Source organism: Azospirillum picis (assembly GCF_017876115.1).
Taxonomy (GTDB): domain Bacteria; phylum Pseudomonadota; class Alphaproteobacteria; order Azospirillales; family Azospirillaceae; genus Azospirillum; species Azospirillum picis.
Genome location: NZ_JAGINO010000020.1, coordinates 24,309 through 44,513, shown reverse-complemented (window position 1 = coordinate 44,513; position 20,205 = coordinate 24,309). Strand labels below are relative to the sequence as shown.

Sequence of the window (20,205 nt, the reverse complement as noted above, 5' to 3'; positions counted from 1 at the left end):
CAACCGACGAAGACCAAAACCGAATTTACACACGGAAACGCCCATGACCGACACCGACGACACCGACGACACTGGCGGCAGCGGCACCCCCGGCCGGCTGCGCATCGACAAGTGGCTGTGGTACGCGCGCTTCTTCAAGACGCGCAGCCTGGCGGCGAAGCTGTGCAACGACGGCGGCGTGCGGATGTCGGGGACGGTGGTGACCAAGGCCCATGCCTCGGTCAAGCCGGGTGACGTGCTGACCTTCGCGCAGGGCCGCCACATCCGCGTCATCAAGGTGGTGGCGCTGGGCAGCCGCCGCGGGCCGGCGCCGGAGGCGCAGGCGCTGTACGAGGACCTGTCGCCGCCGGTGCCGGAGGAGCGGCTGCAGGATCCCTTCCGCCCGCCGGGCGCCGGACGGCCGACCAAGCGCGACCGCCGGGCGATGGACGCCCTGAAGGGCGATGTCCTGCAAAGTGAGACCGATTAGGGGACAAGGCGGATGATCGCTCGAAAAAAGTGAGACCGCCTCTTAAACCGGGGTGCCGACACCCCCATCTGGGAAGGCTGGAAAACCGACCAGATGCGACGAGCGAGCACGACCATGAGCGAGAAGACCCGACCTACGAGCCTTTCCGCCACCACCTCCACCGGCACCTCCACCGGCCGGGGCGCCCGCGCGGCGACCGCGGTGGCCGTTGCGCTGGTGATGGCGCTGGCCGCCGGCACCGCCGACGCCCGCGCCGGCAAGAGCGGCTCGGCCGGCAGCCGCGGCAGCCGCACCTATGATGCGCCGGCCGCCACCACCACCGCCCCCAGCGCGGTGTCGCCGATGGAGCGGTCGACCGCCCCGCAGATGTCGCCGGGCATGCAGCGTCCCGGCTCGCAGGCCACCGCCCCGGCCGCCGCGCCCTCGCGCGGCTTCTTCGGCGGCGGCTTCATGTCCGGCCTGATGGGTGGCCTGATCGGCGCCGGCATCGGCGCGATGCTGTTCGGCGGCGGCTTCTTCGACGGGCTGGGCAGCTTCTCCGGCATCCTGGGCTTCCTCCTGCAGATCCTGCTGGTGGTCTTCCTGGTCCGGCTGGCCATGCGCTTCTTCCGCAACCGCTCCCAGACGGCGAACACCGCGCCGGCCGGCGGCGGGCCGCTCGGCCAGATGGGCGGCAACCGGCCGGCCTATGCCGGCGGTCCGCTGAACCGCGATGCGGCCGACGTCCGCTACAACCCCATGGGTGGTGGCACGGGTGCCGGGATGGGCGGCAGCGGCATGGGTGGCCCGGCCCAGCGCCGTCAGGCCGCGGACGAGATCGGCATCCAGGCGGCCGACTTCGAGGCGTTCGAGCGGCTGCTGAACACCGTCCAGACCGCCTATGGGCGTGAGGATGTGGAGGCGCTGCGCGCCGTCACGACGCCGGAGATGCTGTCCTACTTCACCGAGGACCTGACCGAGAACCGCAACCGCGGCGTGGTCAACAAGATCAGCGACGTCCGCCTGCTCCAGGGCGACCTCGCCGAGGGCTGGCGCGAGGGGGCGCAGGACTACGCCACCGTCGCCATGCGCTTCTCGCTGATCGACACCACGGTGGACCGTGCCAGCGGCCGGGTGGTCGAGGGCAACCCGTCCCAGCCCACCGAGGCGACGGAGCTGTGGACCTTCGTCCGCCCGCGCGGCGGCCAGTGGCAGCTCTCTGCGATCCAGCAGGCGAGCTGACGCCAGTTCCTTCCGAAACGCGAAACGCCCCGGCCGGTCGGCCGGGGCGTTTTCGTTTGTGCCGCTCGTACCCGTGATGGCGGTATGGGCGCTGACTTTAACCCCCTCCTAACCTCCCCCGCTCTCAGCGGACCGAAGGTCCGCCTGCCGCGTCAGCACAAAGCGGAGCTTTGTGCGAGAGCTTCGCGGGAGAGGGACTGCCGCCGCTTGTCGTGACAAGCACTTGCTCCCTCTCCCGCGACGCAGGAGAGGTGTCAGGCCCCCGGCAGGGCCACCGCGTCCTCGGCCCGGAAGCCGAGCCGGACGGTTTCGCCCGGCACGAAGGCCGGCTCCTGACCGAGGTGCGGCACCTGGACGGTCAGGCCGCCGTCGAGGAAGGCGTTGACGAAGGCGCCCTCGAAATCGCGGTGGCTGACGCGGGCATCCAGGACGTTGTTGAGGGTATTTTCGCTCCAGCCCAGGGACAGCCGCTCCGGCCGGACGAACAGCGTCGCGTGGTCGCCGGGCGCCAGACGGCGCGGGTTGCGCCCGCGCAGGCGGCCGAAACCGGTGTCGAGCACCGCCCAGCCGTCGGCCGCCTCCACCACCGGGCCGGCGAAGCGGTTGGACTCGCCGACGAAGGAGGCGACGAAGGCGGTTTCCGGGTGGTCGTAGATGGCTTGGCCGTCGCCCACCTGCTCCAGCACGCCGCGCGACATCACGCCGATGCGGTCGGACATGGTCAGGGCCTCGCCCTGGTCGTGGGTGATGTAGATGAAGGTGACGCCCGTGCGCTTCTGCAGCTCGCGCAGCTCGGCCCGCATGTGCTGGCGCAGCTTGAGGTCGAGCGCCGACAGCGGCTCGTCCAGCAGCAGAACCGCCGGCTCGACCGCCAGCGCGCGGGCGATGGCGATGCGCTGGCGCTGCCCGCCGGAGAGGTCGGTCACCCGCTTGTCGGCGGTGCCGGGCAGCGCCACCAGCTCCAGCAGCTCCGCCACCCGGCGCTTGCGGTCGCCGGCCGGCACGCCGCGCACCTCCAGCCCGAAGCCGATGTTCTCCGCCACCGTCATCAGCGGGAACAAGGCGAGGTTCTGGAAGATCAGGGCGGTCGGGCGCCTGTTCGGCCCGATCCCCCGCATGTCCCTGCCGCCGATGCGCACGGCGCCGGAGGTCGGCTCCATGAAGCCGGAGATCATGCGCAGGATGGTGGTCTTGCCGCAGCCCGACGGCCCGAGGAAGCTGAAGAACTCCCCGGCCCGGATGGTCAGCGACACCTCGCGCACGGCGACGGTGTCGCCGAAGCGCATGGTGACCGAGTCGAGTTGGACGTCTTGGCTCATGTATCCTGCCGGAATGGAGACGTATCTCCCCGTCCCGCCTCTCGCACGAACGTCGTTTGCGCGAGAGGCGGGAGGGGGAGGACTGGATCACGCCGCCAGGAAGCGGTCCTGGTACTCATTGCGGATGGAGACGTACCACGCCTCCTGGATCGGCCACCACCACAGCTTCTGCAGCGCGTCGCCGGGATAGGCGTCGGCGAAGAACTGCTTGTTGAGGTCGGACAGGTGCGCCTCGGCGCCGACCGCGGTGCTGGAGATGCCGGAATGGTTGGTGTAGAGGGCGCCCGCCTCCGGCGTGTAGAACCAGTTGATCCAGGCGTAGGCGTTTTCCAGGCTGTCGGCCTTCTTCGGGATGGCGAAGCCCTCCATCCAGGCCAGCGCGCCTTCCTTGGGCGCGATGAAGCGGACGGGCAGGCCTTCCTTGCGCAGCGCCACCGCGGTCGAGTCCCAGGTCTGGCCGATGACGCAGCCGTTGGTGCGGAAGGCGCCCTGCGCCTCGTTCTCGTTGCTCCAGAACTGGGCGACCGACTTCTTGTGCTCGGTCGCCACCTTCAGGATGGCGTCGAAGTTGGCGCGCGCCTTCTTCTCGTCCTGGAACTGCTCGCGCACGGGATGCGGCAGCTTGCCCTCGGCCTCCAGCCACAGCGCGATGCCGATCAGCGAGGAATGGCCGCGGACGGTCACCTTGCCGGCGTTGGCCGGCGCCCACAGGTCGCCGTAGCTGGCCGTGCCGTAGCCGAGCGGCGCCTTCTTCATGTCGTAGGCCAGCGCCTCGGTCCCCCAGTCGGCCGGGGCGAAATAGCGCTTGCCGCCGACGACGCCGCCCATGCCGGCGGAGCCCTCGACCGAGGACTTCAGGCAGCCGTCCCACTTCACCTTCGACTCGTCGATCGGCTGCACCAGCTCGAACTCGACGTAGTTCGGCACGCGGTCCACGGTGGGGTGGATGATGTCGAAGCCGGCGCCGCCGGTGGCCTTGAGCTGGTTGAGCAGCTCGTCGTTGGTGCCGTATTCGGTGAGCGTCGCCTTGATGCCGGTCTTCTTCTCGAAGTCGGCCAGCATGTCGGGGCTGATGTAGCCGGCCCAGGAGAAGATCTTCACCGAGCCCGACGCGGCGCGGCCTTCGCGCAGCACGAAGGGACCGGTGGAGGCGACGCCGGCCGCCGCCGCTGCGCCCTGCAGCAGGAGGCGGCGGGTGAAGCTCTTGGCGGCGCGCTGGGTCTCGGCGCTCGACAGCTCGGATGCGGTCTTCGGCATGACGCCCATACTCCCTGACTCTTGGCGGCGGTTGGGTCTGCGGAGACGGGACCTCTGATGCCCCGTTCAAGGCCTGGAGTGTGCCCGCGCGAAGGCACTCCGTCCACGGCCTAAACCGGGGCTTCGCCAAACTTCATAGAGCCGTCACATCCCACCAATTCGGCCCAATCCGGCCCAATCCGGCCGGACCGGACCCAAGTGGGTCCTCGTCCGGGGGAGCGGCCGGTCAGCTCTCCAGCATGCGGCGGAGCAGCTCGACGTCCTCGGCGAAGGAGGGGTCGGTGGTCCGCAGCTCCTCCACCTTCTTGACCGCGTGCATGACGGTGGTGTGGTCGCGGCCGCCGAACTTGCGGCCGATCTCCGGCAGGGACCGGGCGGTCAACTGCTTGGCCAGGTACATGGCGATCTGGCGCGGCCGGGCGACGGCGCGGGCGCGGCGGGCCGAATGCATGTCGGCGACGCGGATGTTGTAGTGCTCGGCCACCCGCTTCTGGATCTCGTCGATGGTGACGCGGCGGTCGTTGGCGCGCAGCAGGTCGTGCAGCACCTCCTGCGTCGTCTCCAGCGAGATGGAGCGGCCGACCAGCTCGGCATGGGCGACGATGCGGTTCAGCGCCCCTTCCAGCTCGCGGACGTTCGAGGTGATCTTGTGGGCCAGGAACTCCAGCACCTTCAGCGGGATGCTGGCCTGGAGCGCATCGGCCTTGGCCTGGAGGATGCCGAGCCGCAGCTCGTAGGTGGTCGGGTGGATGTCGGCGACCAGGCCCCAGCCGAGCCGCGAGCGCAGCCGCTCCTCCATCCCCTCCAGGTCGGACGGGCTCTTGTCGGCGGAGATCACCACCTGGCGGTTCTGGTCGACCAGCGCGTTGAAGGTGTGGAAGAACTCCTCCTGGGTGCTGTCCTTGCCGCTGATGAACTGCACGTCGTCGATCATCAGCACGTCGACCGAGCGGAACTGCTGCTTGAAGGCCATGGTGTCCTTGAAGCGCAGCGCCCGGATGAACTGGTACATGAACTTCTCGGCCGACAGGTAGAGCACCTTGCGGTTCGGGTCGTTCTTGCGGATCTGCCAGGCCAGGGCGTGCATCAGGTGGGTCTTGCCCAGGCCCACCCCGCCATAGAGGAACAGCGGGTTGAAGGTCACGGTGGTGGCGTCGGCGACGCGGCGGGCGGCGGCGTGGGCCAGCTCGTTCGGCTTGCCGACGACGAAGTTGTCGAAGGTGAATCGCGGGTCGAGCGCCGCCGACAGGTCGGAGCGGTCCTCCAGGATCGCCGGCACGGCGGTCGGCGACTCGTCGGAGGCGCCGCCATAGGGAGCGCCGCCATAGGGGGCTCCGTAGGAGGCCGAGGTGTAGGAGGCGGCCGACGGCACGGCCGAGCCGAAGGCGGAGGACGGATCGGCACCGGCGGGCTGGCCGGGGGCGGGATCGGCGGACCGCGACGGCGCCGGGCGCCGGTCGGCGCCGCGGCCGGCCGGCGATCCCGGGACGGAGGCCGGGTCGTCCCGGTCGTCGTTGTCGGCGACCAGGGCCGAGGGCGGGCTGGTGGAGGCGACGATCACGTCGATGGACTGGACTTCCGGATTCTCACCGGCCCAGAGCGCCCGGATGCGGTCGGCATAGTGGGTCAGCACCCAGTCGCGCATGAAGCGCGTGGGCACGACGATGCACACCTCGCCGCCGACAAGGCTGGCGACGGACAGCGGCTGAAGCCAGCTCCGGTAGGCGATCTCGCCCACCTCTTCCTTCAGGCGCCCGCGAATGCGCGCCCACTGCTGATCCAACGACACGCCGACCGACATGCTCCCTTTCCCCCGCTCCTTCCCCACGGCTGGGTCCGTCCAGGCGGCGCCTGCCGGCCCGGCAGCCAGGGCGACGCGGGATCGCCCCGCTGTTGGAACCGCCGCCGGACGCTCCGCCATCCCGGCCGTCACGCGGGACGGTGGTCAGACAGATGGTGGCCCGGCCTTCCGCTTGTTCCTGCCCGGAAGACTCCAAGCACGGATGACCCCGAACGGAATACATACCAAAAAAGCACGCGCCCGAGTCGACGGGACTGTAAATCCCGCCATAAGCGCGACAGCTTGTAAGTAAAAGAAGATCGCGCGCCCGACCGGGATTCAACAAGCCCGGATCGAAGGAAGACCTTCAGTATTTCATTGCTGTGTTCGGCCGGCCACAGAGTGTTGCACCACCCCGTATCGCCCCTCCGAATGGTTTAAAAGTCTAATCGCCCTTATGAAATCTGGCAATGGGACAGATGGCGAACAGGGTAAAAAGATAAAATCGTTCGCTTTGTCCATATAGCCGATGCCGGATCTCATAGGCACTTCCGGAGATTCCCAAGGACAATCTGAGACAATTCCCAAATATTCGTTCATTACTTAAAACGCAAAGAGCCGCGCCCCGAATCCCGGGCGCGGCTCTTTGAAACCGGCGTATGAAGGCTCTTACAGAGCCTTGATGGCGGCCGACATGCGCGACAGCTTGCGCGACACGGTGTTCTTGTGCAGAACGCCCTTCGACACGCCGCGCATCAGTTCCGGCTGAGCGGACTTGAAGGCCTCGGCGGCAGCGGACTTGTCGCCGCTCTCGATCGCGCCCTCGACCTTCTTCACGAAGGAACGGATGCGGCTCATGCGGGCACGGTTGACTTCCGTGCGACGCTCGGTCTGACGAATGCGCTTTTCAGCGGACTTATGATTGGCCATGGAAAACCCTACTCCGAACGACACGGCTGTCGTGATGCGAGCGCGCCTTATACGCGCCACCGCATCGCGAGTCAAGGCGTGGTCGTCCATTGACTTGGACTAATCGACGACTGACGACATCTTGATGGGATCTGCGCCGTCCCCCGCAAGATGCAGGGGACGGCAGACGGATGAATCAGCGATTCTTCCAGGCCGGCTGGCGCTTCTCGGCGAAGGCGGCCATGCCTTCCTTCTGGTCTTCGCTGGCGAAGGTCGAATGGAAGAGGCGGCGCTCGAAGCGGATGCCCTCGGCGAGCGTCGTCTCGTAGGCGGCGTTGACCGCCTCCTTGGCCATGGCGATGACCGGCTGGGACAGCGAGGCGATCTTGGTGGCGACCTTCACCGCCTCCTCGACCAGCTCGGCCGCCGGGACGACGCGGCTGACCAGGCCGCAGCGCTCGGCCTCGGCGGCGTCGATCATGCGGCCGGTCAGGACCATCTCCATCGCCTTGGACTTGCCGACGAATCGGGTCAGGCGCTGGGTGCCGCCGGCGCCGGGGATGGTGCCGATGGTGACCTCGGGCTGGCCGAACTTGGCGGTGTCGGCGGCCAGGATGAAGTCGGCCATCATCGCCAGCTCGCAGCCGCCGCCGAGCGCGAAGCCGGCGACCGCGGCGATGGTCGGCTTGCGGCACTTGGCCAGCCGCTCCCACTTCGCGGTGATGAAGTTGGAGGTGTAGACCTCCATGTAGGAGAAGCCGGCCATCTCCTTGATGTCGGCGCCGGCGGCGAAGGCGCGCTCCGACCCGGTGACGACGATGGCGCCGATGGCGGCGTCGGCCTCGAAATCGTCGAGCGCCTGGCCCAGCTCGGTGACGAGCTGGTCGCACAGGGCGTTCAGCGCCTTCGGACGGTTCAGGGTGATCAGGCCGACCGGCCCGCGGGTCTCGACGAGGATCGTTTCGTACGACATGGCTGCAGCACTCTCCCGATGAAGCGGGTCCGGTTAGTTCCGGAGCCCGTGGTTGTCCGTTGGTCGTGTGGCGTCCCGGCCCGCGGCCGCACCCGGCCAGAGGGCGGGAATGCGGGCGGAGGGCGGCCCCCCGTCAGCGTGGTGTCAGGATGAAGCGGACGGCGGTGTCGGGCGCCGCCGCCGGGAATTCCAGGCGCAGCTCCTCGCCCTCCCGCACATAGATGCGGTCCCTGGTGCGGCGCCAGCCGAGCTGCGGCAGGGTCTGGTCGTAGAAGGCCAGCACCGCCGGGCGCGGCACCCGGCCCGCCAGCACGGCCTGGACGATCCGCCCGCCCGGCTTGTCGAAGACCAGCGGCTCGGATTCGGCCGAGGCCAGTCCCGGCATCACCGGCACGTCGGTCAGCCCCGGCACGAACGGGCCGGCTTCGGCCGCGGCCGCCGGGGAGACCAGAGGGGGAATGGGAAAGGGGAGGCTCCCCAGGCCCGCGACCGCGGGGCCGGCAAGGAGAAGAGCGGCGGACGCCGCCCGGAGCAGGGCCGGAAAAGCCGTCATGCCCCAGCTATATCATCGTTGGCGCGTCGCACAATAGAAAGTCGAGCGGCCGGCCTGCACGATCCGCCGCACCCCGCCGGTGCGGGCGCGGTCGCAATCGCAGCCGGGGCACCCCTGCCCTTCCCTGTCGTAGACGGCGAACTGGTGCTGGAAATAGCCCAGCTCCCCCGACGCCTGCCGGTAGTCGCGCAGCGACGACCCGCCGGCGGCGATGGCGCGTTCCAGCACCTCGCGCACCGCGGCGGCGAGGCGGTCGGCCTCCGCGGGGGTCAGGCTGGCGGCGCTGCGGGTGGGGAGGATGCCCGACTGGAACAGCGCCTCCGACACATAGATGTTGCCGAGCCCGGCGACGACGCTCTGGTCGAGCAGCGCCGCCTTGACCGGCGTCGCCTTTCCCGCCAGCCGGGCCGCCAGTTCCGGGCCGGAGAACTCGTTGCCGAGCGGTTCCGGCCCGAGGTTGCGCAGCATCGGGTGGTCGCCCAGCGCATCGGCGACCGTCAGGTCCATCAGGCCGAAGCGGCGCGCGTCGTTGAAGGTGACGACGGTGCCGACATCGGTCTCGAACACCACATGGTCGTGCTTGCCGTAGGAGTCGGGCGCTTCCGGCGAGATGATCATCCGCCCGGACATGCCGAGATGGGCGATCAGCACGCCGCCGTCATCCAGGTGGATCAGGATGTATTTGGCCCGCCGCCGCACCGACTGGACCAGGCGTCCGGTCAGCCTTTCGCAGAAGCGCGGGGGAAAGGGGGTGCGCAGGTTCGGCCGGCGCTGCTCCACACGGACCAGCCGCCGGCCTTCGAGATGCGGGGCGAGGCCCCGGCACACCGTCTCGACTTCGGGAAGTTCGGGCATCGGCAGACTGTGGGGTGGGAAGGGGATCGGCGCAAGGGTGCCGGTGGCGAGCGGTCGGTGGAGAGGGCGATCCTGCCCGCCATGTCAGCGGCGTCCGTTCCGGCGACTCCCCGGACCCCCCGTCACCGGTACTCCTTGAAGCGCTCCGTCGCCTGGATCAGGGCGGCGCGGATGCCGGGCTCCATGGCGGAATGGCCGGCATCGGGGATGACCCGGTAGTCGGCCTCCGGCCAGGCGCGGTGCAGCTCGTCGGCGGAGACGGTCGGGCAGACGACGTCGTAGCGGCCCTGGACGATCACGCCCGGCAGGTGGCGGATGCGGTGGACGTCGCGCAGCAGCTTGTCCTCCGGCGTGAAGCGGTTGGAGCGGAAGTAATGCGCCTCGATCCGCGCCAGACCGAGCGCGTGGCGGTCCTCGCCGCTGGCGGCGATCAGCTCCGGCGACGGCAGCAGCGAGGAGCAGCTTCCCTCATAGACGCTCCACACCCGGGCGGCGGCCATCCGCGCCGCCGGATCGGGCGAGTCGAGCCGCTTCCAGTAGGCCTCCAGCAGGTCGCCGCGCTCCGCCTCCGGGATGTGGCCGGCGAAGGCGGCCCAGGCCTCGGGGAAGAGGATGCGCATGGAATAGAGGAACCAGTCGATCTCGCTCTTCCGCATCAGGAAGATGCCGCGCAGGATCAGGCCCAGGCAGCGCTCCGGATGCGTCTCGGCATAGGCGAGCGCCAGGGTCGAGCCCCAGGAGCCGCCGAACAGGTGCCAGCGCTCGATGCCGAGATGGCGGCGCAGCGTCTCGATGTCCTCCACCAGCCGTTCGGTGGTGTTCTCGCGCGTCTCGCCGAGCGGCGTCGAGCGGCCGGCGCCGCGCTGGTCCATCACGATGATGCGGTAATGGGCCGGATCGAAGAAGCGCCGGTGCGTCGGCGAGGCGCCGGCCCCCGGCCCGCCATGCAGGAACATCACCGGGACGCCCCGCGGGTTGCCCGCCTGCTCCCAATAGACCGTGTGGATCCCGTCGACGGCGAGGGTGCCGGTCTGGAACGGGTCGATGGGCGGATAGAAGTCGCTGCGGGGCATGGCCATGCGTCCATTGATGCGGAGCACGAGTGTAGAGGAGCCGCCGGCCATTTATCCAGCCCCGGTTGCGGCGGCGTACCGGGGAACGCCCGGAGGGTGGGGATCGGAAGGAAAAGCCGGAAACGACAAAGGCCACCCGGAGGTGGCCTTTTGTGTCGGATGGAGAGGATGGCGCGCCCGAAGAGATTCGAACTCCTGACCCTCAGATTCGTAGTCTGATGCTCTATCCAGCTGAGCTACGGGCGCCTTGTCCACCATCTTGTTCCCGGCACCGGTGGAAGCCCCCGGCGTCGAGGCGCGCAACCTACTCAAAACGATTACCCGGCGCAAGCGCTTTTTTTCAGGGGAACCGCAGTTTCCGGATCGGGGATGCGGCGGCCCGGAAACGACGCCGGAAACGACAAAGGCCACCCGGAGGTGGCCTTCTGTGTCGGATGGAGAGGATGGCGCGCCCGAAGAGATTCGAACTCCTGACCCTCAGATTCGTAGTCTGATGCTCTATCCAGCTGAGCTACGGGCGCCTTGTCCTACCACCTTGTTCCCGGCACCGGTGGAAGCCCCCCGGCGTCGAGGCGCGCAACCTACTCAAAACATTTCCCCGGCGCAAGCGCTTTTTTCAGTGATTTGCCGGCGCCCGCCGGCCCGGCCCGGCGGCAGCCCCCGGATTGCCGGGCGGCGGCGGCTGGGTTATACAGTCCCCTTCTGTTTTTGGAGAGTCAGTCCCGTGGCCGAAGCCCCCTTCAACAAGCATTTCCCGGTGTCCTGGGAAGAGCTCCACCGCAACGCCAAGGCGCTGGCCTGGCGCCTGATCGACCGTGGCCCGTGGAAGGGCATCATCGCCATCACGCGCGGCGGCATGGTTCCGGCGGCGATCATCGCGCGCGAACTGGAAATCCGCATGATCGACACGGTCTGCGTCTCCAGCTACGACCACCAGCAGCAGCGCAGCGCGACGGTGCTGAAGGGCGTCGAGGGCGCCAAGGCCGGCGACGGCGAGGGCTGGCTGATCATCGACGACCTGGTCGACACCGGCAAGACGGCGGAAGTGGTGCGCAAGATGCTGCCGAAGGCGCATTTCGCCACCGTCTACGCCAAGCCGGCCGGCCGGCCGCTGGTCGACACCTTCATCACCGAGGTCAGCCAGGACACCTGGATCCACTTCCCCTGGGACATCGAGCTGCAGTTCTCGCAGCCGATCGCCAAGCAGCGCAACAGCTAGCCGGCGGCACCGCCCGCAGGACGGCTTCGGAACGGCTCCCGCCGGCCGCGGGGGCCGTCGGGGCCGTTCCGGGCTGCGGCATTACGCAAAAATTTACCGTTGCCGGGCTAGAAACGGGTGGTGCACGGGCGGGCCGGGCGGGAACGCCGGGCCTCCCGGCCTTCCGGACGCCTCCTCCGGCCTGCCGGACGGTTTGCGCCGCAGCCGGTCCGATGCGCCGGCCTGTGCCACGACCGCGCCACAACCGGGTTGCAGCCCGCCCATGATCGACGACCTCTCAGGCGCCCAGCGCCCGGACCTGCGGGACGAGCTGCACCAGGACGATTTGCGGCGGAAGATCGACGACCTCGTCACCCGCCTGCCGGCCAGCCTCGTCTACAATCTCCTCAGCGAGATCGAGGGCATGGACGGCGAACCGAGCGACCGCCTGCAACTGGTCCGCCAATACGTCATCGAATACCTGAACCGCCAGCGCACCAACCGCGCCAGGCGCCTGTTCACCAGCCTGTTCGAGTCCTTCCTGATCGACGACGACGCGCTCTACCACGGCGGCGTCTCCATCCCCGGCATGTTGCAGCGCGTCGACGTCGGCGCCCTGTGGGAGGCGCTGAGCCGCGATGCCTTCCCGCTGCTGGCGGTCGAGGCGCAGGAGACGCTCGACGAGATGGCCAGGGGCGAGGTGATCGACCGCGTGCTGCGCTCCCCCGTCGCGCTGGCGATGCGCGGGCGGATGCGCGCCGCGGCGGTGAAGCATCTCGACGCCGTGCTGGCCAGCAAGAGGGCGACGGACGAGCTGCTGGCCGGCCTGTCGCGCAACCGGCCGCGGCGCACCCGCCTGATGTCGGGTTTCCTGGAGAAGACGCCCCCGGTCGACGCCGGCACGCTGCGGCTGATGCATCTCGTCCTCAGCGGGGCCGACGGGCCGGTGAAGCTGGTCGCCGACCGGCTGGAGGACTTCCCGTCGGCGGCGGCCGGGGAGCTGGAGGCGAACCGGCTGGCCGACCGGCTGCTCGATGCGGTGGACGCCCTGCGCGACCGCTGCGGCGACGAGGTCGCCAGCCTGCTGCCGCTGTCGGTGCTGACGGTGAAGGGCAACTATGCCGTCTCGGCGCTCTACGTCCGGCTGAGCGGCGTCGATCCCGGACGCGGCGACGCCATGACCGCGGCGCTGACCGGCCATTTCATCGGGGTCACCCGCGCCCTGACCGCGGCGCTGGCCGTCGTGCTGAAGCTGAACGAGCGGGTCCCCGGCTCCGCCATCCGGCCCAGCGCCAAGGAGAAGGCGCGGCTGGAGGCGCTGGTGCAGCGCCTGGACCGGCTCGTCCATGCCGCGACGTCCGCCGGGCTGATGGAGGACCGGCGCAGCGAGCCGGCCTTCCGCAACGCCTGGACCCAGGCGGCGAGGATCATCGGCTCCCGCGTCGCCGCGGTGGCGCTGGAGCGCTCCAGCCAGGCCGCCGCCTCCCGGCGCCAGACGGTCATCGACCATGCCGACATCATCTGGCTGAACCGGCTGCTGTGGCGCTGGCAGGAGATGTCCCGCGACTTCGGCTTCGAGACCTACGACCTGGTCAAATGGCGCGAGACCCTGCTGGAGGAGCTGCGCGCCAACGTCGAGAAGGCGATGAAGTTCGAGGAGTCCGATCCCTTCGACGAGCGGATGGCCCACCTGCTGCGCATCAACGCGCTGGCCGCGGTGTTCGGCCAGCGGGTCAGCGCCTGGATCCCCACCTTCAGCCACAACATGACGCGCCTGCTGTCCCACCGCCTGGAGCGCGGCGGCGACTTCGGCGAGGACGAGCGGGCGATCATCGACGACCTCGTCGCCACCGCCCGCGCCGAGGTCGGCAAGTCGCGCTATTGGAAGAGCAACGAGCTGATGGACCTGATCGAGCTGTCGGAGCGCGCCCGTCCCGTCGGGTAAGGGGCCGGTGGCGTGACGGCCGGTCACAGCACCCCGGAGGAGCGGTGGCGGGGGTCCAGCCAGTCGCGCAGGCCGTCGCCCAGCATCGTCAGCCCCATCACGGCGAGCGCGATCGCCAGGCCGGGGAACACCGCCTGCAGCGGGGCGGTGAACAGGTAGGTCTGGGCGTCGCCCAGCATCTTGCCCCAGCTCGGGCTCGGTGGCTGGATGCCGAGGCCGAGATAGCTCAGCGCCGCCTCGTTGACGATGGCGACGGCGAACAGGACGGTGGCCTGGACCACGACGATCCCGGCGATGTTGGGCAGCACATGCACCAGCGTCACCGACAGCGGCCCGCGGCCCAGCGCCAGCGCCGCCCCGACGAAGGGCCGCCGCCACGCTGCCAGCGCCGCCCCGCGGGTGACGCGGGCCAGCACCGCGGCGTTGAAAAGCGCCAGCGCCAGCACGACGTTCACCGCGCCGGCCCCCAGCACCGCGGTCAGCAGGATCGCCGTCAGCACCGAGGGAAAGGCGAAGACCAGGTCGCCGAGCCGCGCCAGCACCTCGTCCCCCCAGCGGCCGAGCCCCGCCGCCAGCAGCCCGAGCGGCACGCCGCCCAGCAGCCCGAGCCCCACCGCCGCCGCCCCGACCGCCAGCGAGTTGCGGGCGCCGACCATGATCATCGACAGGACGTCGCGGCCGAAATGGTCGGTGCCGAGCCAGTGGGCGGCGCTCGGCGGCTTCAGCCGGGCGAGCACGCGCACCTGCTCGGCCGGATAGGGCGTCCACAGGAAGGAGGCCAGCGCCAGCGCGACCAGCAGCGCGGTCAGCGCCGCGCCCAGCCAGAGGGAGACGGGCCAGGGGGAGCGGCGGGTCATGGCAGGTCCACCCGAAGCGGCTCCCTCGCCCATCGCCGATGCCCCCTCCCCATCCCTCCCCCGCCGTTGGCGGGAGAGGGGGCGGGATGCTTGTCGGCGTTCGGCGGAGTTCCCTCTCCCGCCGACAGGCGGGGGAGGGTTAGGGAGGGGGGATGGAGGATGGTTGAGGGGGCATTGAGGATGCTCATGCCTCGCCCCTCGGGCGCGGGTCGGCCAGGGCGCAGGCGATGTCGACCAGGGCGTTGACCGCCACCACGAACAGCGCCAGCAGGACCACCACCCCCTGCACCACGATCAGGTCGCGCTGGCCGATCGCCTGGTAGAGCAGGCGGCCGAGGCCCGGCAGGGTGAAGACGTTCTCCACCACCACCGCCCCCGCCACCAGGAAGGAGATCTGCAGGCCCAGCACCGTCGCCACCGGGATCAGCGCGTTGGGCAGGGCGTGGCGCAGCAGCACGGCGGCCCGCCCCACCCCCTTGGCGCGGGCGGTGCGGACATGGTCCTCGCCCAGCGTGTCGAGCACGGCGGTGCGGGTGACGCGGGCGAGGATGGCGGCCTCCGGCAGCGCCAGCGCCAGCGCCGGCAGCACCAGCGCATGCAGCGCCGGGCCGAGGCCGCCGCCCCAGCCGGGAAAGCCGCCGGCCGGGAACCAGTGCAGGGTCAGCGAGAAGACGAGGATCAGCAGGATGGCGATCCAGAAGCTGGGCATCGACACGCCGAGCTGGGTGAAGCCCAGCACCGCCCAGTCGCCCCCCCGCCCCCGCCGCGCCGCCGCCAGCAGGCCGAGCGGGATGGCGAGCGCGGTGCTGACGGCCAGCGCCAGCAGGGCGAGCGGCAGGGTGACCGCCAGCCGCTCCGCCACCAGCCCGGCGACCGGGCGGCCGTAGGTGAGGCTGACGCCGAGGTCGCCGCCGGCCAGCCCGCCGGCCCAGTGCAGGTAGCGGGCAAGGACCGGCAGGTCCAGGCCCATCTGGGCGCGCAGGGCGGCCAGCGTGTCCGGCCGGGCGTCGACGCCCAGCATCAGCAGCGCCGGGTCGCCGGGCACGAGCTGCAGCACCGCGAAGACGACGACGGTGGCCAGCCAGGCGGTGACGATCAGACCGAACAGCCGTCGCAGCAGGAAGGCAAGCACGGAGCCGTCACTTCCAGGCGGCGGCGGTGACGTCGTTGGCCTGGACCGGACGGTTCACCCACAGGCCGGTCAGGCCGGCCTTCTGCACCGTCACCGACGGCAGCATGAACAGGAAGCCGTTGACCGCGTCCTCCGCCAGCACCCGCTGCTCCTCGCCGTAGAGCGCGTCGCGCCTGGCCTGGTCCTGGGTGCGGTTCAGCTCGTCGTTCAGCGCGGTGAAGCGGGCGCTCCTGTAGTTGAAGTAGTAGTCGGGCCGGGCATAGATGTCGATGTCCAGCGGCTCAGTATGGGCGATCATCGTCAGGTCGTAGTCCTTGCCCTTGAACACCTTCTCCAGCCAGGCCGCCCATTCCATCGGCTCGATCCGGGCGCGGATGCCGACCTCGGCCAGCATGGCGGCGACCAGCTCGCCGCCGCGCCGGGCATAGGGCGGCGGCGGCAGGGCGAGCGTGGTGTCGAAGCCGTTCGGGTAGCCGGCCTCTGCCAGCAGCGCCCTGGCCTTCGCCGGGTCGTAGGGGTACATCCCGGTCAGGTCGACATAGCCCTGGCGGTGCGGCGGGAAATGGCTGCCGATGGCGACGCCGTTGCCGTACAGCACCCCCTCGATCAGCGTGCCGCGGTCGATGGCATGGGCCATGGCGCGGCGGACGCGGACGTCGTCGAAGGGCTTGCGGGCGTTGTTGGTGGACAGGATCGTCTCGCCCTCGGTGGTGCCGACCGTCACCGCGAAGGCGGGATCGTTGCGGAACTCCGGCAGCGCCTCGTAGGTGCTGAACAGGGTGAAGGCATCGACGTCGCCGGCCTTCAGCGCCGCCACCTGGGCGGCCGGGTCGCTGATGAAGCGGAAGGAAACGCGGTCGATCCGAGGCGCCGGCCCGTCATAGTCGGGGTTGCGCGCCAGCACGACGCGGTCGCCGGCGACCCAGCGCTCGAACCGGAAGGGGCCGGTGCCGACCGGCTTCTGCTTGTTGGTTGCCGCCGATTCCGGCGCGACGATGACGGCGTCGCCGCTGGCCATGTGGAAGAGGAAGAGCCCGTCGGGCCGCGACAGGGTGACAACCACCGTCTGCGGGTCCGGCGTCTCGACCGTGGCGATCGGGGCGAAATAGGCCTTCTGCGCGTTGACCGAGTCCGCCGCCCGCGCCCGGTCCAGCGTGAACTTCACGTCGGCGGAATCGGCGGTGGTGCCGTCATGGAACTTGGCGTGCGGCCGCAGGCTGAAGCGGTAGGTCAGCCCGTCCTCCGACACGCTCCAGCGCTCCGCCAGGCCGGGGACCAGCCTGCCGTCGCCGTCGACCCGCAGCAGCGGCTCGAACAGGTTGGCGTAGGTGACCTCCTTGATGGCGCCGGCCGCCCCGGCGGTGGGGTCGAGGTGCGGCGGCTCCAGTTGCATGCCGACGACCAGGTCGGTGCGCGGCTGCGCCCGGCCGCTGCCGGCGGTCAGCGCCAGCGCGGCGAAGACGGCGGTGGCGGTGGCGGCGGTCAGGGCAAGGCGCTGCGGTGTGATCGGCATGGTGGCAAACTCCCCCCTCTCGTCGTTGCCGACGGTCTCGTTGCCGCGATGATGCGGTGCGGCGCGGGGGAGCGCAAGCGGGGCGGGCGGGCTTTTCCGCCGGCGGGACGCCTGCCCGCCCCCGGTCCGCGGCCGGATCAGGCGGCGCCGGGCACGCCCTTGGAGGTGGAATATTCGAAGTGCAGCGCCTCGCCGGGATAGACCAGCGGCCGGATGGCGTGGGCCGCCTGCGCCGCCTCGGCGAAGCCGCAGAGGATCAGCTTCAGCTTGCCCGGATATGTCGCGATGTCGCCGATGGCGAAGACGCCCGGCAGGTTGGTGGCGCAGCCCGGCTGCGCCACGGCGATGTGGCTGCGCTCCACCCCCAGCCCCCAGTCGGCGATGGGCCCGAGATTCATCGACAGGCCGAAGAAGGCCAGCATGGCGTCGGCCGGCAGCGCCTTCTCCTCGCCGTCCAGCGTGGCGACGCGCACCGCCGAGAGCTGGCCGTCGGCACCGTCGAGGCCGGAGAGCTGATAGGGCACCACCATCTCGATCCGGCCCTCGCGCGCCAGTGCGTCCATGCGGGCGACGCTCTCCGGCGCGGCGCGGAACTTCGGCCGGCGGTGGACGACATAGACCCGCTCGGCGACGTCGGCCAGCGACAGCGCCCAGTCGACCGCGGAATCGCCGCCGCCGGCGATCACCACCCGCTTGCCGGCGAAGTCCTGGCGGCGGCGCACCATGTAGAAGACCGACTTGCCCTCATAGGCCTCCAGCCCGTCGAGCGGCGGGCGGTTGGGGCCGAAGGCGCCGCTGCCGGCGGCGATGACCACCGCCCGGGTGTCGATCTTCGTGCCGATGCTGGTCTCGACCAGCCAGCGGCCGCCGTCGAGCTGCGTCAGCTTCTCCACCTGCTGGCCCAGATGGTAGGTGGGCGCGAAGGGCGCCGCCTGGGCCGCCAGCTTGTCGATCAGGTCGGCCGCCTCGATCGAGGGATGGGCCGGGATGTCGTAGATCGGCTTTTCCGGGTAGAGCGCGGTGCACTGGCCGCCGACCATGTCGAGCGCGTCCACCACATGGCAGCGCATCTTCAGCATGCCGCATTCGAACACGGCGAACAGCCCGACGGGGCCGGCGCCGACGATGACGACGTCGGTGGTGAGGACATCGCTGCTGCTCGCGGTCTGCGACATGCTTGCGGTCTGCGACATGGAAGCCAATTCCTTGAGACGGTGTGCCGGGTGGAGGACGGAGGGGCGATGGATGATCGCCCTTCCATTGTCCGCATTTCCCCGTCCGGTCAACCCCCAGCAAGAGGAAGGCGGCCGTCCGCCGGATTTCGAAGGGATTTGCCTGAATTTGTCGATTGCCCGCGCCTCCGGTGGGGCGGACAGTCGCTGGATGCCGCACGCCCCGGCGCTCCCCGCCGGACGGCCGGCCCGCGGCCCGCGGAGGGAGGTCCGGAATGAAGGAGCTGCGCTGCCTGGTCTTCACCGACCAGGAGGTCATCCGCGCCGTGCTGGACCGCCGGCGCCGGGTGAAGGATCCCCTGCCGGTCGGCACGGTGTCCGGGATCGCCCATCGCGAGCGGGACGGGATCGAAACCCGCCTGAGCGTCACCGCCGACGACGGCACCGTCACCGAGCTGGTGATGTCCGAGGCGGAAGTGACCGCCGCCCTGATCGGGCACTGCATGGGCCGGCGCATTCCCCTGCCGGTGGCGTCGGACAAGATGCTGCACCTCATCAACGGTGCGCTGACGCTGATGATCACCATGAACTTCAACAAGGCGCCTCGGCTGGTGATGCAAGGCGGACCGGGGGATGCAGGTGCGGGGCCGGCGGCGCCCGACCGCCGGCCGCCGCAGCGGCGGGGCGGGCGCTAGCCTCCCGGCCACATATGACTGTGGGCGCATGACTTGCGGGCGCATGGCTTGTGGGGGCATCGCCTGCGGGCGCCGGGCGATCCGCGCGAAGACACCATCCTTCCTCCAGCGGTGAGTTGTGCATTGCCGCATGCCTTCCCTTCTGGGATCATGCCGGGGGACGATGCGCAAGGAAGAGAAGCGGATAGGATGCTTCGCACAGTCAATCGCCGGCAGGTCGAGGCTCTGAGGAATGGATTGCGGTCGCTGTTCGCGGCCCCCGGCCATGAGATCGTCGTCCGCCGCCTCACCTGGCCCGGCGGCGCCTTCGATCAAGCCGAGCTGTATTGGCGTCCCCGGGAAAAACTCTGGGCCTATTTCTCTGAAGAGCCGGAAGGCGGGCAGCCCCGCTGGCTCTGCTGGTTCGGCAGAGAGATCGGCGAGAGCGGCCAGACGATAGGACCCAGCATCGAAATCAACCTGCCCCTCGATCCCGGCAACCGCCAGATCGCCGGCCGCTCCCTGGTCGACGCGTCCGGCAAGCTCTATCTGGGACACAAGGGAGGATTGGGCGGCGGCCGTGGCGGTCAGATGCGCATGGAGGAATTCGCCGCCCGGATCAAGGGCTTCGTGCGGGAACCGATACTGCTGCCGGGAGACAGGGAAGACCGGGTCTTCGTTGTCGGCGCGCTTGAGGATCCCGACTTCCTGATCCGCCTGCGCGCCTACGTGCAGGAATGCGCACGCCTGCGGGCCTTTGCCAAAGCCAGGGCTGCCGCTGCCGGGGAGTCCGCTGCCGGGAATTCCGCTGGAACCGGTACGGACGAAAACGACGAGGACGACGGCGAGGGAGGGTTCACACCGGAGAACGCCCTGGACGGCACCGGCAGCGGCCATCCCGGTGACATCCACTCCATCCGGCGGGTGCATGGCCGGGTCGTCAACGCGTTGCGGAAAAAGCTCGGCAAAAAGGCCGTCAACGGCACCCACTCCGAAATGCGTCCCGACCTCTATGTTCTTGGCCCCGGCAAGAGCATGACGCTGCTCTTCGAAGTGAAGGCCTCGTCCGACACGCAAAGCTGGTTCACCGCGATCGGGCAGCTCCTGGTGTATGGGGCCGGAAGCACGCCGGCCCCGCGGCGGGTGCTGGTCTGCCCGGCGCTGCGCAGCGACCCGAACTTCCAGAAGGTGCTGGCGGACCTCGCCATCACCGTGGTCACCTTCAAGGAAGAGGCGGGCGGCCGGATCACGTTCGACGGGCTGGACGCTCTTCAGGACGCGGCCGGCTGAACGGTTCCGCGGTGG

Annotated in this window: 18 protein-coding genes and 2 tRNA genes; 6 read left to right on the top strand and 14 right to left on the bottom strand. The window is 69.9% G+C overall.

Going from position 1 to position 20,205, the window contains the following annotated elements; all coding sequences use genetic code 11:
• Positions 1-43: 43 nt before the first annotated feature.
• Together J2850_RS23000 and J2850_RS22995 are read left to right on the top strand one after the other, a co-directional pair.
• Positions 44-469 (top strand): RNA-binding S4 domain-containing protein, encoded by a 426-nt coding sequence (locus J2850_RS23000; protein WP_209986892.1) that lies wholly within the window; start codon positions 44-46, stop codon positions 467-469.
• A gap of 114 nt (positions 470-583) precedes the next feature.
• On the top strand, positions 584-1,690 hold the full coding sequence (locus tag J2850_RS22995; RefSeq protein WP_209986888.1) for a Tim44 domain-containing protein: 1,107 nt from the start codon (positions 584-586) through the stop codon (positions 1,688-1,690).
• A gap of 254 nt (positions 1,691-1,944) precedes the next feature.
• Here J2850_RS22995 and J2850_RS22990 read toward each other — a convergent pair whose 3' ends face one another.
• The 10 genes from J2850_RS22990 to J2850_RS22945 all read right to left on the bottom strand — a co-directional run bounded on the left by J2850_RS22990 (position 1,945) and on the right by J2850_RS22945 (position 10,930).
• Complete coding sequence (locus J2850_RS22990) at positions 1,945-3,009, bottom strand: ABC transporter ATP-binding protein (RefSeq protein ID WP_209986886.1); 1,065 nt, start codon at positions 3,007-3,009, stop codon at positions 1,945-1,947.
• A gap of 87 nt (positions 3,010-3,096) precedes the next feature.
• Complete coding sequence (locus tag J2850_RS22985) at positions 3,097-4,266, bottom strand: extracellular solute-binding protein (protein WP_246513402.1); 1,170 nt, start codon at positions 4,264-4,266, stop codon at positions 3,097-3,099.
• Between the two features lie 226 nt (positions 4,267-4,492).
• Positions 4,493-6,067, bottom strand: a complete 1,575-nt coding sequence (dnaA, locus tag J2850_RS22980) for a chromosomal replication initiator protein DnaA (RefSeq protein ID WP_209986880.1) — start codon at positions 6,065-6,067, stop codon at positions 4,493-4,495.
• Between the two features lie 648 nt (positions 6,068-6,715).
• Complete coding sequence (rpsT, locus tag J2850_RS22975; protein WP_209987142.1) at positions 6,716-6,976, bottom strand: 30S ribosomal protein S20; 261 nt, start codon at positions 6,974-6,976, stop codon at positions 6,716-6,718.
• A gap of 175 nt (positions 6,977-7,151) precedes the next feature.
• Entirely contained in the window at positions 7,152-7,928 is a 777-nt protein-coding gene (locus J2850_RS22970) for an enoyl-CoA hydratase (RefSeq protein ID WP_209986878.1), read from the bottom strand.
• Positions 7,929-8,061: 133 nt separating this feature from the next.
• Positions 8,062-8,481, bottom strand: coding sequence for a hypothetical protein (locus J2850_RS22965; protein WP_209986875.1), 420 nt, complete (start codon positions 8,479-8,481; stop codon positions 8,062-8,064).
• Between the two features lie 12 nt (positions 8,482-8,493).
• Positions 8,494-9,336 (bottom strand): bifunctional DNA-formamidopyrimidine glycosylase/DNA-(apurinic or apyrimidinic site) lyase, encoded by an 843-nt coding sequence (mutM, locus tag J2850_RS22960; protein WP_209986873.1) that lies wholly within the window; start codon positions 9,334-9,336, stop codon positions 8,494-8,496.
• Positions 9,337-9,458: 122 nt separating this feature from the next.
• Positions 9,459-10,409 (bottom strand): prolyl aminopeptidase, encoded by a 951-nt coding sequence (pip, locus tag J2850_RS22955; protein ID WP_209986870.1) that lies wholly within the window; start codon positions 10,407-10,409, stop codon positions 9,459-9,461.
• Positions 10,410-10,578: 169 nt separating this feature from the next.
• Positions 10,579-10,655 (bottom strand) — tRNA-Arg (locus tag J2850_RS22950).
• 198 nt (positions 10,656-10,853) lie between these two features.
• Positions 10,854-10,930: transfer RNA gene (locus tag J2850_RS22945), tRNA-Arg, on the bottom strand.
• Positions 10,931-11,133: 203 nt separating this feature from the next.
• Here J2850_RS22945 and gpt point away from each other — a divergent pair.
• The gene (gene gpt / locus J2850_RS22940) at positions 11,134-11,628 is read left to right on the top strand and encodes a xanthine phosphoribosyltransferase (RefSeq protein ID WP_209986868.1); all 495 of its coding nucleotides are present in this window, start codon (positions 11,134-11,136) and stop codon (positions 11,626-11,628) included.
• A 262-nt stretch (positions 11,629-11,890) separates the two neighbouring features.
• Positions 11,891-13,552, top strand: coding sequence for a hypothetical protein (locus tag J2850_RS22935; RefSeq protein WP_209986864.1), 1,662 nt, complete (start codon positions 11,891-11,893; stop codon positions 13,550-13,552).
• Between the two features lie 23 nt (positions 13,553-13,575).
• Here J2850_RS22935 and J2850_RS22930 read toward each other — a convergent pair whose 3' ends face one another.
• From J2850_RS22930 to J2850_RS22915, 4 genes are all read right to left on the bottom strand, one after another.
• Positions 13,576-14,409: an ABC transporter permease gene (locus tag J2850_RS22930; protein WP_209986861.1), complete on the bottom strand. Its 834-nt coding sequence runs from the start codon at positions 14,407-14,409 to the stop codon at positions 13,576-13,578.
• A gap of 184 nt (positions 14,410-14,593) precedes the next feature.
• Positions 14,594-15,541 carry an ABC transporter permease gene (locus J2850_RS22925; RefSeq protein WP_209986858.1) on the bottom strand — a complete coding sequence of 316 codons (948 nt, stop codon included), beginning with the start codon at positions 15,539-15,541 and terminating at the stop codon, positions 14,594-14,596.
• Between the two features lie 7 nt (positions 15,542-15,548).
• A complete protein-coding gene (locus J2850_RS22920) occupies positions 15,549-17,054 on the bottom strand; it encodes an ABC transporter substrate-binding protein (protein ID WP_209986856.1) in 1,506 nt (501 codons plus the stop codon).
• Between the two features lie 137 nt (positions 17,055-17,191).
• Positions 17,192-18,229 (bottom strand): NAD(P)/FAD-dependent oxidoreductase, encoded by a 1,038-nt coding sequence (locus J2850_RS22915; RefSeq protein ID WP_209987139.1) that lies wholly within the window; start codon positions 18,227-18,229, stop codon positions 17,192-17,194.
• A 272-nt stretch (positions 18,230-18,501) separates the two neighbouring features.
• Between J2850_RS22915 and J2850_RS22910 the strand changes: the two genes are divergently transcribed.
• Positions 18,502-18,921: a hypothetical protein gene (locus J2850_RS22910; protein ID WP_209986853.1), complete on the top strand. Its 420-nt coding sequence runs from the start codon at positions 18,502-18,504 to the stop codon at positions 18,919-18,921.
• Positions 18,922-19,158: 237 nt separating this feature from the next.
• Positions 19,159-20,190 carry a hypothetical protein gene (locus tag J2850_RS22905; RefSeq protein WP_246513399.1) on the top strand — a complete coding sequence of 344 codons (1,032 nt, stop codon included), beginning with the start codon at positions 19,159-19,161 and terminating at the stop codon, positions 20,188-20,190.
• Positions 20,191-20,205 lie beyond the last annotated feature (15 nt).